At 70.1% G+C, this 13644-nt stretch carries 13 protein-coding genes and 1 tRNA gene; 12 read left to right on the top strand and 2 right to left on the bottom strand.

Features of this window, described 5'->3' with window-relative positions; genetic code table 11:
• Window positions 1-148: 148 nt before the first annotated feature.
• The 10 genes from ACUKCB_RS14395 to ACUKCB_RS14350 all read left to right on the top strand — a co-directional run bounded on the left by ACUKCB_RS14395 (window position 149) and on the right by ACUKCB_RS14350 (window position 8118).
• Window positions 149-763, top strand: a complete 615-nt coding sequence (locus tag ACUKCB_RS14395) for a hypothetical protein (RefSeq protein WP_473036115.1) — start codon at window positions 149-151, stop codon at window positions 761-763.
• Between the two features lie 113 nt (window positions 764-876).
• Window positions 877-1554, top strand: a complete 678-nt coding sequence (locus ACUKCB_RS14390) for a hypothetical protein (RefSeq protein ID WP_473036114.1) — start codon at window positions 877-879, stop codon at window positions 1552-1554.
• A gap of 109 nt (window positions 1555-1663) precedes the next feature.
• Window positions 1664-2287, top strand: coding sequence for a hypothetical protein (locus ACUKCB_RS14385; protein WP_473036113.1), 624 nt, complete (start codon window positions 1664-1666; stop codon window positions 2285-2287).
• Window positions 2288-2383: 96 nt separating this feature from the next.
• Window positions 2384-3172, top strand: coding sequence for an ArsR/SmtB family transcription factor (locus tag ACUKCB_RS14380; RefSeq protein WP_473036112.1), 789 nt, complete (start codon window positions 2384-2386; stop codon window positions 3170-3172).
• 74 nt (window positions 3173-3246) lie between these two features.
• Window positions 3247-3633, top strand: a complete 387-nt coding sequence (locus ACUKCB_RS14375) for an NADH-ubiquinone oxidoreductase chain 4L (protein ID WP_473036111.1) — start codon at window positions 3247-3249, stop codon at window positions 3631-3633.
• 172 nt (window positions 3634-3805) lie between these two features.
• Complete coding sequence (locus ACUKCB_RS14370; protein ID WP_473036110.1) at window positions 3806-4594, top strand: hypothetical protein; 789 nt, start codon at window positions 3806-3808, stop codon at window positions 4592-4594.
• Complete coding sequence (locus ACUKCB_RS14365; RefSeq protein WP_473036109.1) at window positions 4591-5595, top strand: DNA methyltransferase; 1005 nt, start codon at window positions 4591-4593, stop codon at window positions 5593-5595. Before ACUKCB_RS14370 ends, ACUKCB_RS14365 begins: the two co-directional genes overlap by 4 nt.
• 188 nt (window positions 5596-5783) lie before the next feature.
• Window positions 5784-6002, top strand: coding sequence for a hypothetical protein (locus tag ACUKCB_RS14360; protein ID WP_473036108.1), 219 nt, complete (start codon window positions 5784-5786; stop codon window positions 6000-6002).
• Window positions 6003-6378: 376 nt separating this feature from the next.
• A complete protein-coding gene (locus ACUKCB_RS14355) occupies window positions 6379-6630 on the top strand; it encodes a helix-turn-helix domain-containing protein (protein WP_473036107.1) in 252 nt (83 codons plus the stop codon).
• Window positions 6631-8118, top strand: coding sequence for a tyrosine-type recombinase/integrase (locus ACUKCB_RS14350; RefSeq protein WP_473036106.1), 1488 nt, complete (start codon window positions 6631-6633; stop codon window positions 8116-8118). It begins immediately after the preceding gene.
• A 244-nt stretch (window positions 8119-8362) separates the two neighbouring features.
• Here the strand turns inward: ACUKCB_RS14350 and ACUKCB_RS14345 are convergent.
• Window positions 8363-8438: transfer RNA gene (locus ACUKCB_RS14345), tRNA-Arg, on the bottom strand.
• Window positions 8439-9030: 592 nt separating this feature from the next.
• Between ACUKCB_RS14345 and ACUKCB_RS14340 the strand changes: the two genes are divergently transcribed.
• A complete protein-coding gene (locus ACUKCB_RS14340; RefSeq protein WP_473041009.1) occupies window positions 9031-9867 on the top strand; it encodes a cobalamin biosynthesis protein in 837 nt (278 codons plus the stop codon).
• Between the two features lie 66 nt (window positions 9868-9933).
• Here the strand turns inward: ACUKCB_RS14340 and ACUKCB_RS14335 are convergent, their stop codons facing one another.
• Window positions 9934-10452, bottom strand: coding sequence for a hypothetical protein (locus ACUKCB_RS14335; RefSeq protein WP_473036104.1), 519 nt, complete (start codon window positions 10450-10452; stop codon window positions 9934-9936).
• A gap of 279 nt (window positions 10453-10731) precedes the next feature.
• Between ACUKCB_RS14335 and ACUKCB_RS14330 the strand changes: the two genes are divergently transcribed.
• Window positions 10732-13617: a penicillin acylase family protein gene (locus ACUKCB_RS14330; protein WP_473036103.1), complete on the top strand. Its 2886-nt coding sequence runs from the start codon at window positions 10732-10734 to the stop codon at window positions 13615-13617.
• Window positions 13618-13644: the final 27 nt, after the last annotated feature.

The following is a 13644-nucleotide window of genomic DNA, read 5'->3' as shown; positions in this document are numbered from 1 at the left end:
ACCTTCCCGGGGCCGCCCCTGCATACAGGGGCCGGGGCGGCCCCACCTTCCCGGGGCCGCCCCTGCATACAGGGGCCGGGGCGGCCCCGCCACCCACACCACTTCGCGCCGAGCGCTGAGTTCGGCGTGCCATGAAAGGACCTGCGCTATGAGCGCATCGTTGCGTGACCGCTTCGCCGGGGCCGAGATCACGGTGGCCCACCTTCAGGAGCTCGATGCCCAAGGGCCGGGCGGGATCATCTACGCCTGCACCCGCACCAGCGGGTTCGCGGTGACCCACACCCGCTACCAGCCCTGGGACCGCAGCCCCGTGATCGTCTACGGTCACGGCGACCTGCACCGCGACCTCACCCACCACGGCGGGAACTGGCAGGACCTCGCCCGAGCCCTGACCACCCAGGCCCGGGATGAGATCGAGAACTGGACCCGCCACGCGGTGTTGACCCCCCACCTGGTCGGGGCCCTGCGCCGGGACATGCGGCGCCACGGCATGCCCCTGACCTTCCGACCCGAGCACGGCCGAACCGAGGACGGCGGGCACTGGACCGAGGACGGCTTCGCCTGCGCCCACCACCCCCGGATCACGTTCAACCTGACCTACATCCAGCGCCACTGGCAGAGCCTGCTCATCCGCCTGGAGATGTATGACCGGGGCCACTACGTGGCCTGCTGGCCCGAGCGGGTGACCACCTGCAGCGGCACCCCGGCCTGTGTGCGCGAAGCACCCGAGCGCATCCGAGCCCACCTGGCCCTGCACGACTAACACCCGCACTAACCGGGGCCGCCCCGCACGGGGCAGGGCGGCCCCGACCAACCACACCCGCTTATCTGCGCGCCGAGCGCTGTGTTCGACGCGCCCACAGGAAGGAACCCGCAGTGAACGCATACGCACCCCGCCTGCGCGAGGCCATGGCCGATTACTTCGATTACTCCGAGGTCACCTCGAAGATGTTGCGCACCCTGGGCAACATCGGGCCGGGCGGCATGATCATCGCTGACTTCTACCAGCAGCGGTTCCGTGCCACCCACACCCGCACCCTCGACCACAGCGACCACTTCCACATGCCCGTGTTCGGCCACGGCGACCTGACCCGACACCTGGACTTCCTCGAAGAGCAGTACGGCACCTGGGCCGACTTCGTTACGGCAGTGGACTGCACCGCTTATGAGTGCATGGCCGAGCGCATCGACGACCGCAACGCCACCTCCAACGCGGCCATCCGGATGCGCCAGCGCCTGCAGGAGTTCGGGTTCGACCTGACCACCGCACCCTCCTACCACCGCCGCTACCTCAACCCGCTTGACGGCAGGGGCCCCTCGATCCTGCAGGTACGGGAGACCTACATCGACCGCGCCCACCCGGACCTGACCCTGACCCTGAAGCACCCCCTACCCGAAGGGGGCGAGAGGCCCGGCCTGTCCCTGATCAAGATCGCCGACCAGGGCCGCCACGTGAAGGGCTGGCCCGTGAGGGTGCCCTACCCGGTGAGCGCCAACGTGCAGGGCTACCGGCTCCGCCAATGGGTCGACGCCTACCTGGCCCGCACCCGCTAACCACTGCTTCGACCCGGGGCCGCCCCTGCTACAGGGGCCGGGGCGGCCCCTCCACCCACACACCTGCACGCCAAGCGCTGTGTTTGGCCTGCCAGAAAAAGGAGCCACTGTGGCTTTGGAAATCAACGCCGCCTATGTCCAGGCCCGGTTCGGGCCGCTGGTCTTGACCCCCGATCAGGTGCGCTACCTGCACCACTGCGGCCCCGGGGCGGTGGTCACCGCTGACCTGGTCTCAGGCTGCTACCGGGCGCACGCTCCCGGCGAGTTCGACCCGCGTCAGAACGCCCGCCTGGTGGTCTTCACTCACCAGGACTTGAAGCCCCTGGTGAACAAACAGCACGTTCCCGATTGGGAGAGCATCGCCCAGGACGCCACGACCGCGCTGCGCCAAGACATGTACGACTGGCCCTCCGCCTGGTTTGCTTCGGCCACCGTTGTGGCGTTGCGGGCTGCCCTGGCCACCGAAGGGTTTTGGCCCCACACCCGCACCTATATCACCGACGGTGAAGAAGCCAGGGCCCTCCAGGTCCTGGTGTTCACCCCCGACCCCCGGGTCCTGATGAGCATCGACCTTCCGGCTCTGCCCCCGGGCCCGGTGATGTGCGAAGCCCTCCTGATGAGCGACCGCTACGCGGAACTGACCCACGCTCAGGGACCGGTGTGCACCGACACCGCCCCCGACATCGCCCAGGGGCTGGCCGGTGAAGCCCGCGCTGCACTGAACCACATGTGATCTCACCCCACCCGGGGTGCGCCCGACACCGGGCGCACCCCGACCAGGCCCCACACCTCGGGGCTCATCACCCACACCTGAAGGGACCACCCGAACATGACCACGAACACCGCACCCTCACGCGAGCTCATCCTGGCCGCTCTCAACCGGGCCACGAACCCGTTGACCGTCACCAACCTGGCTGAGGAGGCCGGGGTCGGCAAGTCCACCGTGTCCAAGTACCTGCCCGTTCTGGAGAAGGAGGGGCTGGCGGTGCGCACCCCGGGCGGGCGTGAGGGGCGGCGCCGTCTGCCCGACCACTGGCAGGCTGCCCCCGCCCAGGTCGAACAGGCCCCGCCCGCAGAGGGGGTCACTTCGCCCACCGATGAGGGCATCGACGACACCGACCCCGCGTCCGTCACCGCCGAGGCCACCTCGTGCGAGCAGGCAGAGGAGTTCTCGGCCTCGGCGGAGACCGGTGCAACGGCACCGGAGACCGCTGTCGAGGACCCCGCATCCAGCTCCGGTCACCCGAACACCCAAGAGACACCGGTGCCCGCCCCCGACACCAGCCCGGCTCCGACCGACCCGGCGTCGAACTCGGCCCGGCCCGCGCCCCGTACCAGCGCTGCACCTGTCCAGGGCGGAACCTGCACGAGTGAGGAGGGGGTCAACCCGGTAAGCGGGTCGCGGCGGCTCGAGCCGGGCGAGCTCAAGCTCATGGTCTGGGCGCTGTTGAAGAACGACCCGGGGCAGGAGTTCACCGCGACCGAACTCAGCCACACCCTGCAGGGCCGATCCATCGGGGCGATCCAGAACAACCTCGCGAAGCTGGCGAAGGAGGGCAAGGTCGAGCTGACCTGTGACAAGCCCCGCCGGTACCGGTTCGCTACCCAGGCCAACTGACCCGGCCTGCCCCGGGGGTGTGCCCGGAACCGGAGCACACCCCCACCTTCTGCATACCCTAGGGGAGTATTTTCGTGTTCGGTCTTCTCTACCCCCACCTGACCACCCACCTGGGGTGCGTGAGCTGGGAACAGGCCCTGCTCCTGACCGCAGGCGTGAGCGGGGCGTGCGTGGTAGCGATCCTGCTCGGCATCCTCACCCGCACCCACCGGCTCCTGCACACCTACTACGTGCGCGGGGACTGGCCCGGCATGGTCCACCACACCGAAAAGGGCCCGCAGGCGGTGTGCGGGGTGTGCGGGCACCACCTGGCCGTGCACGACCGCTCCACCGGCCGGTGCTGTTACGGCACCTCCATGGACTTGCTCGCGGTGTGCATCGCCCTACCCCTGCCCCTGCCGGTGCGCGCCTTCGTCCAGCAGGCCGGATGCCCGTGCCGCCTACGCCCGTGGGGGCGTTGACCTTGGCGCGATGACCGGGTGAAAGTCCCCGGCCCCGACCCAGAAACCTGGGCCGGGGCCGGGGACTTTTCTACTCGTTTCGGACCACTTTCGGGGCGGGGCGTCGAATCCGAGGGGTGGGGTGCGCTTCTTCCTCAGTGAAGGGCAAAACACGAACGAGAGGAACCCGGCCTTGGACAACACCCCGAACACCGCCACCTCGCACGATGGGGGCCGGCCGCCGTTGGCGGTCTGGCCCTGCGCATCCGACCACACCCACCACCACCCACCTCGCACGCACGAGGGCGAGGTGGTGGTCCCGGACCGGCTCGCCGCGCGGTTGGTGTCCGAGTACACCCGCCCCGGCCGCACGGTCGCGGACCTGACCAGTACCGGTGAGGTGGCTGAGCAGGCCTGGCTCCAGGGCCGGGGCCACGAGGTCCTCCACCCGACCCTGGACGCACCGGGCGCGACCGCAGTCACCGGCGGGCAGGTGGGGTGGGCGGATCTGACCGTGGCGGCCTTCGCTGCGGCCACGTCCTGCGCGACCTCGCCTGGGGCACGCCGCCGTCGGATCCGGGCTCGGGTGGAGTTCGCCGCTCTGATCACCCGCCCCGGGGGGATCGTCGCGGTCATCACCCCGATCGGGCACACCCCGACCGGGCTGGTGGACCCCGCGCCGGGGGTGGTGCGCGCCGCTTCGTGTGCGGGCCTGGTGTACCTGCAGCACGTGATCGCGTTGACGGTGCCGATCTGCGAGGCCGGGCTGGGGGCCACGATCCCGGTACGGGGGAAGGACGGGTTCGACCCCGACCACAGCCCCCGCACCAGCCCCGGCCAGGGGGAGCCTGAGGTGGGGCTGTCGACCTCGGTAGCCGAGGCCGCGGCCACGATCACCGCCCCCGCTCACTTGAACGTGTCGGTGTTTCGCAAGAAGGGCCGCACCACGCCGGCCCACGTGCGCGAGGAGGTGGAGGCGTGAGTCAGGACCACGACAACATCCACCTCGGCCAGACCGAGGACCCGGAAGACTCCAACGTGTGGGGTCACGACCACAACCGCGGGAACCTGTTCGAGGCTGACCTCGCCTCGGGCGCGGGGTGGTCGGTGTGGGCCACGGGTCAACGCCAGGCCCGTCAGCAGCGCGGCAACCGCTACAGCCGCCTGTCGGTGGAGCACCCGGCCAAGATGCTGCCCGATATCGCCCGCCACGCCATCGCTACCTACACCCGGCCTGGGGAGGTGGTGCTGGACCCGATGTGCGGGATCGGCACGACCCTGGTCGAGGCCGCCCACCTGGGCCGGGCCGGTGTGGGCATCGAGTTGGAGCCCAAGTGGGCCTCCATCGCCCGGGCGAACCTGGCAACCGCCATGGTCCAGGGCGCTACCGGCCAAGGGCGGGTGCACACCGGCGAAGGCGCCGAGACCGCCATGCAGTTGGCGTCCACCTCATTGGCGGGCCGGGTGCGGTTGGTATTGACCTCACCGCCCTACGGGTCGATGACCCACGGCCAGGTCCGCTCGGCCAGGGACGGAGCCCGCGCGGTGGAGAAGCACGCCCACCGCTACTCGCGTGACCGCGACCGGAGGGCGGCCAACCTCGCCTACCAGAAACCCGAGAAACTCTCGGACTCGTTCACGCGCATCATGGCGGCCTGCCGGGAGCTGCTCGCCCCGGGCGGTGTGGTCGTGGTGACGACCCGCCCCTACCGCAAGAGCGGCCACCTCATCGACTTTCCCGGGCAGGTGGCCGAGGCGGGCCGGCGGGCCGGGCTGGTCCAGATCGACCGGTGCGCCGCCCTGTTGTGCGCTCTGCGGGGCGGGGAGGTGGTCTCGCGCACCTCGTTCTTCCAACTGATCGAGACCCGAAGGCTGCGCAAGGCGGACTGGCCGGTGCACGTGATCCAGCACGAGGACGTGCTGGTCTTCACCAACCCCGGCCCCAACCAGCAGCACACCACCGGCGAAGGGCGGGCTGCATGAGGCGGACCAACCGCGACCACAACACCGAGGACGAGCAGGGGAGCGGCCTCTAACTGCCCGACCGGGGGTTCTTCACCGACGCGGCCGGCCCGGACCTGCGGGCGCGCATCATCGCGGACCTGCGCCACCTGGCGAGGTTTCTCGAAGAGCACCCGGAGCTGCCGATCAGCCCGCACACCAGCGTGGAGGTGTCCTATTTCCCGCGCACCAGCCACGATGAGGCCGCCTTCGCCGAGGTGACCGAGGCCGCCTCCAGGTTGGGGCGGATCCCGGTGTGGGAGGGGGAGCACTACGTGGTTGAGCACCGCCATGGTGCGGGCCGCTACCGGGCGGTGGCTATCCCCGAGCCCGTGCGGGCCCGCTACCGGGCCTGGTTGACCTCTACCGGGCACGTGCGCCAGGACTGACACGCCCCCGGGACGGGGGGCTCACGGTTCCCCGGGGGGTGAACCCCTGCGGGCAGGGCGGGGCGGTGTGGGGGCGTGTGTGGCCCCACACCGCCCCGAACACCCCGGCCCCGCCCAGGGGGCCGAACCCGGGGCATGGACCCACACAGGGCCGCCTGTGGCCCCGACCAGCGAAAACGGCATAACACCCGTATCGGGTGGTGGACGGGTTGCGGAGGAAAAATCCGGTGGTGTTGTCAGCGAATCCGCTTGACCACCTCGGCGAGGTCGAGCGTGGATGCGTACTGCCCCGCACGATGCGGGGCCGCGCACCGCAAACGTGCAGTTCACACAGGGCGGGGAGGTGGTCAGGGTGAGGGTGGATACTCCGGTCCGTTTGGACGAGATCGAACGACTGCCGGTGGTCTTGGGCCCGGTCGAGGCGGGGCGAATGCTCGGGTTGGGCCGCACCACGACCTACCGGCTTCTGCGCCAGGGGTCCTTCCCGGTCCCCGTGTTGCGGGTGGGCCGGAGCTGGCGGATCCCCACCGCGGGAATCCTGGCCCACCTCGGTCTGCCGGTGACCTCCACCTCCGGTGAGGGGTGTTCACGGTGCGGTGCGCGCTCGACCACGAAGAAGGCGGGATAGATGTCCGCACACGAGGGAACGACGTTCAAGCGGTGTATGTGCCGTGATGTGCTCACCAATCGGACGCTGGGGGTGCGCTGTCCCAAGCTCAAGCGCAAGGACGGCTCCTATGCCCCCGGGCACGGGCATTGGGCCTTCCAGTACGAGCTCCCGCGCACCTCGCAGGGTAAGCGCCGTCAGGCACGCCGGATGGGGCTGGCCTCCCAGGACGAAGCGCTCCGGGAGTTGGGGCAGGTCAGGGAGTTGTTGAAACTGGCCGAGAAGGAGGCGGACCTGCGGGTGCAGATCGCTGACCTGATCCAGGACGCGCTCAAGAAGAGGAAGGCGCTGCCCAGCGTGGTCGAGGTGCGCAAACGACTCGGGACGGGGGCGGATGTGCGTAAGGAAGCCCTGACCGTGGGGGCCTACCTCAACGGGTGGATTCAGGCGAAGCCGGACCTGGCCAAGGGCACCCGGGCCTCCTATGAGGGGCACATCCGCAAGTACCTCATCCCGCACCTGGGTCCGGTGCGCTTGGACCGGCTCACCTCCACCCAGGTCGAGACGATGTTCGATGCCATCGAAGCCAACAACATCCGCATCCTGGAATGCAAGGACTCCGAAGACCCCCGGGTGCGCAAGTCGGTGCGGGGACAGCGGGTGGTGAGCCTGTCGACCAAGCACCGCATCCGCGCCACCTTGCGCAGCGCCCTGTCGGATGCGGTGCGCAGCCCCGAGGAGCCGGTGTCGGTGAACGTCGCCTCCCACGCACGGCTGCCCTCGTGCGCGAGGAAGAAGCCTCTGGTGTGGACGGCGGGGCGGGTGGAGCGGTGGGAGAAGGACGGAACCATCCCGGGGGAGGTGATGGTGTGGACCCCTGAGCAGACCGGCTTGTTCCTTGCTCACGCGAGGAAGTACGTGTGGTTGCACCCTCTGTTCCACTTGATCGCGGTCAAGGGCCTGCGCCGAGGGGAGGCGGTGGGGCTGCCCTGGTCCAACACCAGGTTGACCGATGGCGAGGCGGATATTCGAACCCAGGTGGTGCAGTTGTCCTGGACCACGTTCACTTCCACTCCCAAGAGTGAGGCGGGTCAGCGCACTATCACGTTGGACGCCGACACCGTGAAGGTATTGCGAGGGTGGAAGAAGTTCCAGAACGAAGCTCGTCTGAAGGCGGGCAAGGAGTGGGTGGATTCGGGGTTGGTGTTCACCCGCCAGGACGGGTCGGGGTGGCACCCCTCGCATGTGAGCGACTGGTTCGCCCGCATCGCCCGAGCAGCCGGACTCCCACCGATCACGTTGCATGGGCTGCGGCATGGGGCGGCCTCGATGGCGCTGGCCGCGGGAACGGACGTGAAGGTGGTCTCGGCTGAGCTGGGCCACTCCACAGCCCACTTCACCCAGGACACCTACCAGACGGTGTTCCCGGACGTGGCCAAAGCGGCGGCGGAAGCTACGGCGGCCCTGTTGCGCGGGGCTGTGCCCGTCAGCGGGCCGGTGGGCGTGTGATGGGCCCGGTGGGCCCCTGGGGGTAGGGGCGGGGTGTTCGGGGGCGGACGTGGCCGTGTGGGGCCGGGTTCGCCCCCGCCGTCGTTGGCGGGGGCGAGTAGGGTTTGAGGTGGGGTTTCTTAGTCCGATGGGTGTGTTTTGACTGAGGTCGGACTGAAGAGCACGTATGGAGCACGCAAGCCCCGAAAACGCCGCGAGGACCTCGAACGAGGCCCTCGTGTACCCAGTCTGACCTGGGGTTTTGTGGCGCACCCGGCAGGATTCGAACCTGCGGCCATCGGATTAGAAGTCCGGTGCTCTATCCACTGAGCTACGGGTGCCTGATTCAATTGTGGCCCTCTGTGGCAGGGCGCGACCGGCTGGTGCCGGTTGTGGGGCCGGGGTGGTGATCCTACGGCCGGGTGGGGGCGTGCCGTGGTCCCGGACCGACATTCTAGGGTATTCCTCGGATGTCGCCCAAGGGAGGGCAAAGCCTCACCAACTACGGTGATTCGTAGTTGAGTCTCGTTATCACGCGCGTTCCACCAAACCGGTCGCTATGGGCCTCGCGCCCCACGTTACCGGTGATTAACCCCTGGTGCGCTGCTGTGCTGCTGGCGTTTCGTGAACTCCGGGGCCGCCCCGGCCCCGGGGCGGCCTGGCCGGTCAGAAGAGCCACCACTGACCTGCCAGGATCAGCAGTGACGCCAGCGCGAACAGCATGAGCCGCCCCCTCTCTGGGTCGACTGTAAGGGTGCTCTACGTGTATGGGCGAATACATTGCGTGGCAAACGCTGGTTTGCCGCGGTTTGGGGATGACTGGGGGTGCCGTTGACTGCGCGGCTGAAGAAGGTACTGGGCAGGGGTTTTCGGTCGGTCGGACGGAGGGGGCTGCGCCGGGGCCTGGTCGCCGGGTTCCTGTTGGACGGGATCATGCGGGATCCGCAGCGGGGGCACCCGGTGGCGCTCTTCGGCACCGCGGCCGCGCACCTGGAGCGCCGGCTGCACCGGGACTCGGTGGGGGCCGGAGCGGTCTTCGCGGGCGCTGCTGTCCTGCCGGTCGTCCTCGCGGGGTCGAGGGTGCGCCACCCGTCCCTGGTCGCCCTGTCCGCCTGGGCGGTGCTGGGCGGCAGCATGCTGGGGCGTGAGGCCGAACGGGTCGCCGACGCCCTGGAGCAGGGCGACCTGGAGCGGGCGCGGACCCTGGTGCGCGGGCTGTGCGGGCGCGATCCGGAGTTCCTGGACGAGGCCGGTATCGCCCGCGCCGTGGTGGAGTCGGTGGCGGAGAACACCTCGGACGCCGTGGTCGGGCCCCTGGTGTGGGGTTCGCTCTGCGGGGTCGGCGGGCTGGCGGGCTTCCGGGCGGTGAACACTCTGGACGCCATGGTCGGACACCGCAGCCCCAGGTACGAGCGTTTCGGGAAGGCCTCCGCACGCCTCGACGACGTGGCCGGGTGGGCGCCCTCTCGGTTGACCGCGCTGCTCGCCGTGGCGGCGGCTCCGATGGTGGGCGGGTCCGCCCGTCAGGCGTGGCGGGTGTGGCGGCGGGACCGCGCCGCCCACCCGAGCCCCAACGCCGGTCAGTGCGAGGCCGCGTTCGCCGGTGCGCTCGGCCGGACCCTGGGCGGCACCAACACCTACGGGGACCGTGCGGAGCACCGGCCGCTGATGGGGGAGGGGCCCGCCGTGGACGTCGCGGACATCCGTCGGGCGGTCCGGCTGGCCCGCGCCGTCAACCTGGGGGCCCTGGTCGCCGCGGTCGTTCGCTGAGCGGCGCCCCGGCGGGATGCCGTTCATCCCGCCGGGTGGTCCCGGCGCCCCTGGCGGGCCGGTGGGTCAGGCCGCGAGGCTGCGCGCGTAGTTGACCTGCTGCTGGACGTGCTGCACGTAGGCCTGATTGCTCACCATGATCTGGGTCGCGTGGTAGTGACCGCCGCCCTGGACGGTGACCTGGATGTGCCCGGTCGTCTTGGTCTCCTTGACCAGGAGCAGCAGCAGGCCGAGCAGGCAGGTCCACCAGAAGATGAGGATGGCGACGATGATCGCCCAGGTGGGGGTGGACTGCTCGGTGCGGCTCATGTCGGTCGTCGTCCACACGGTGCCCTTGATGGGGAAGCGTCCGGACGGCGTGATCACGGTGTTCTGCGTGATCGCGATGTCGCCGATGGTGTCGAGCGTGGGCTCGGTGGGAGCGGGCATCCCACCCGTACCGGCGGGCTGGTAGCCACCGGTGGGGTTGCCGTAGGGCTCGAGCTGGCCGCCGGTGTGCGGTTCGGGGGGCAGGCCCCAGCCGGGATTTCCACCGCTGGGCTGCTGCCAGGGCTCACCCTGGTGGGGGTCGGGGTACTGGTTCATGGCAGCGATTGTCTCAAAGGCGGACGTGAACTCCGTTCTCCGACCCTGAACGAAAACCGGTTGTGGCCGGATGTGGCCAGTCCCGACGGTGGGTGTCGGGGCCAGTACGGGGAGCACGCGCGGATTTGGCCTGGTGTGGTGTGGGTCACCGTAAACCACGGGATTTCGGGTACCGGGAACCACTGCGGGACAAGAAACATGAAAGTCTTTCGCGATTTCCCCACCCGTACGTAGCATGCGGCAGATCCATCGCCCGCTCCCCCCAGGTGGTGACAGCACATGCCCCCCTCCCTCCGACCGAGGCTCCGCACCGGCGCCGCGGGCGCGGCCCTCGCGGTCGCGGCGTCCACGGCGGCCGCACTGCCGGCCGCGCCGGTCCTGGCCGAACCCGCCTTCGAGGACTACTGCGCGCCCTCCGGTTGCCTCGACGTCCTCCCGCCCGGCCAGAACGGCAGCGCCACCCTGGTCGAGATCCTCGGCCACCAGGCCTTCGGTACCCGGCCCGAGCACTCCTCCAGCCAGCTCGACATGTACGACAACCTCGTGCACCACTACGACGGACTCACCGACGACGGCCTCGACGCCTTCTTCAACGACGCCACCTTCGGGGTCGGTGAGGACGAGGTCGGCCGCGAGTACCGGCCGCGCGAGGACGTCACGATCACCCGCGACTCCCAGCACGGCATCCCACACATCCAGGGCACCACCCGCGAGGGCACCATGTTCGGCGCCGGGTACGCCGCGGGCGAGGACCGCCTCTTCCTCATGGACGTCCTGCGCCGGGTCGGCCGGGGCGAGCTCACCCCCTTCGCCGGGGGCGCCCCGGGCAACCGCGGTCTCGAACAGGACCTGTGGAACACCGCGCCCTACACCGAGGAGGACAAGCAGGCCCAGATCGACCGGGTCGCGGCCAGCGGTGAACGCGGAGCCCAAGCCCTCGCCGACGTCGACGCCTACCTCGACGGCGTCAACAGCTACATCGACGCGGCCGACAGCGGTCGCTACTTCCCGGGCGAGTACGTCCTGACCGGGCACAAGGACGCCATCACCAACTCCGGGCAGATCGAACACTTCACGCCCACCGACGTCGTCGGGATCGCCGCGATGGTCGGCGGCATCTTCGGCGGCGGTGGCGGCGGCGAGGTCCAGGCCGCGATCGTGCTCGCCAACTTCCAGGACCGCTACGGAGCACAGGAGGGCGCCGAGCTCTGGCAGGACTGGCGGATGGAGAACGACCCCGAGGCACTGGTCAGCGTCGACGGCGAGTTCCCCTACGCCCGGACCCCCGAGAACCCGGTCGGCGAGGCGGTGCCCGACCCCGGCTCCGTCGAGCCCTACGACATCGTCCACGACGAGTACGGCTCCGCCGCCTCCGACGCGGCCGCGGCCGCACCCCTGGCCGCGCAGGCACAGGAGGAGGTGCCCGAGGGCGGGGCGCCCACGGTGGAGGAGCTTCCCGAGGACCAGCGGGCCGAACTCGAGGAGATGGTCGAGGGGGGTGATCTGTCCGCGGCCGAGGGCGTCTTCGACGAGGGCGTCCTGCCCGAGGACTTCCTCGACCCCCGCGGCATGTCCAACGCCCTGCTCGTCTCTGGGGAGCACACCGAGAGCGGTAACCCCGTCGCGGTGATGGGCCCCCAGACCGGCTACTTCTCCCCGCAGCTGCTCATGCTCCAGGAACTCCAGGGACCCGGGATCAGCGCCCGGGGCGCCTCCTTCGCGGGGGTGAGCTTCTACGTCCAGATGGGCCGCGGCGTCGACTACGCCTGGAGCGCCACCTCGGCGGGCCAGGACATCACCGACACCTTCGCGGTCGAGCTGTGCGAGACCGACGGCTCCGAACCCTCCACCTCCTCGCGCTCCTACGTCGACACGGCCGGGGAGTGCACGGACTTCGAGGAGTTGAGCGTCAGCAACGACTGGTCGCCCAGCGTCGCCGACGGGACCCCGGAGGGCGGTTACACCCTGACCTCCCTGCGGTCCGAGTTCGGCCTGGTGCGGTCGTTCGCCACGGTCGACGGCGCCCCGGTCGCCTTCACCGAGCTGCGGTCCACCTACATGCGCGAGGTCGACTCCATCCTCGGCTTCCAGCGGTTCAACGACCCCGGGGAGATCACCTCCGCCGAGACCTTCACCGAGGCGGCCGGGGACGTCGGCTACGCCTTCAACTGGCACTACGTGGACGACGAGGACATCGCCTTCATCAACTCCGGCACCAACCCGGTCCGGGTCGAGGGCACCAACCCGACCCTGCCCATCGACGCCTACTCCGCGTCCGGCTGGTCCGGCTGGGACCCCGCCACCAACGAGGCCGACTACCACCCGCAGGAGGACCACCCGCAGCAGATCAACCCGGACTACATCGTCAACTGGAACAACAAGCCCGCCCAGGGGTACACCTCGCCCTGGGGCACCGGTCCCGTGCACCGGGGCGACCTGCTGGACACCCGGATCTCCGGGCTGATCGGGCAGGGGCATCAGTTCACCCCCGCCTCGCTCACCGCCACGATGATGGAGGCCGGGGTCGCCGACCTGCGCGCCGAACAGGTCCTCCCGCTGCTGTTGGAGGTCATCGACACCGAGGCGGTGCAGGACCCCGAACTCGCCGGGACGGTGGAGGCCCTGCGCGCCTGGACCGAGTCCGGTTCCCTGCGCCGCGAACCCCACCGCGACGCCGGGTACTACGAGCACGCGGACGCCGCCCGGGTTCTGGACGCCTGGTGGCCGAGGCTGGTCCGGGCCCAGTTCGAACCCGAACTGGGCGAGGACCTGTACACGGAGCTGACCCGCGCCACCCCGGTCGACGAGTCCCCGTCGGGTGTCGGGCACGTGGGCTCGGCCTTCCAGTACGGCTGGTGGTCCTACGTGCACAAGGACCTGCGCACGGTCCTGGGCCGGGACGTGGAGGGCGCGCTCGGTGACGGTGCCTACTGCGGCGCGGGCGACACCGGGTCCTGCCGCACGGTCCTGCTGGACAGCCTCGCCGAGGCGGCGGCGGTACCCGCGGGCGAGGTCTACCCCGGGGACGGCGTCTGCTCGGCGGGCGACCAGGTCTGCGCGGACTCCGTGTCCCACCAGGCGGTGGGCGGCATCAACATGTGGCCGATCGCCTGGCAGAACCGGCCCACCTACCAGCTCGTCTATCAGTTCTCCGGCGGAAGGTAGCCCGGACCCGGGGCCGCCCCCGGGAGG

It is taken from the genome of Nocardiopsis moroccensis, assembly GCF_055763695.1.
The sequence above is the reverse complement of the archived record's forward strand: the minus strand, read 5'-3'. Positions and strand labels throughout refer to the sequence as shown.

Coding starts and splice junctions, on each gene's coding strand:
- ACUKCB_RS14395 (WP_473036115.1), top strand. CDS start 149: ATGAGCGCATCGTTGCGTGACCGCTTCGCCGGGGCCGAGATCACGGTG.
- ACUKCB_RS14330 (WP_473036103.1), top strand. CDS start 10,732: ATGCCCCCCTCCCTCCGACCGAGGCTCCGCACCGGCGCCGCGGGCGCG.
- ACUKCB_RS14350 (WP_473036106.1), top strand. CDS start 6,631: ATGTCCGCACACGAGGGAACGACGTTCAAGCGGTGTATGTGCCGTGAT.
- ACUKCB_RS14380 (WP_473036112.1), top strand. CDS start 2,384: ATGACCACGAACACCGCACCCTCACGCGAGCTCATCCTGGCCGCTCTC.
- ACUKCB_RS14335 (WP_473036104.1), bottom strand. CDS start 10,452: ATGAACCAGTACCCCGACCCCCACCAGGGTGAGCCCTGGCAGCAGCCC.
- ACUKCB_RS14340 (WP_473041009.1), top strand. CDS start 9,031: ATGCGGGATCCGCAGCGGGGGCACCCGGTGGCGCTCTTCGGCACCGCG.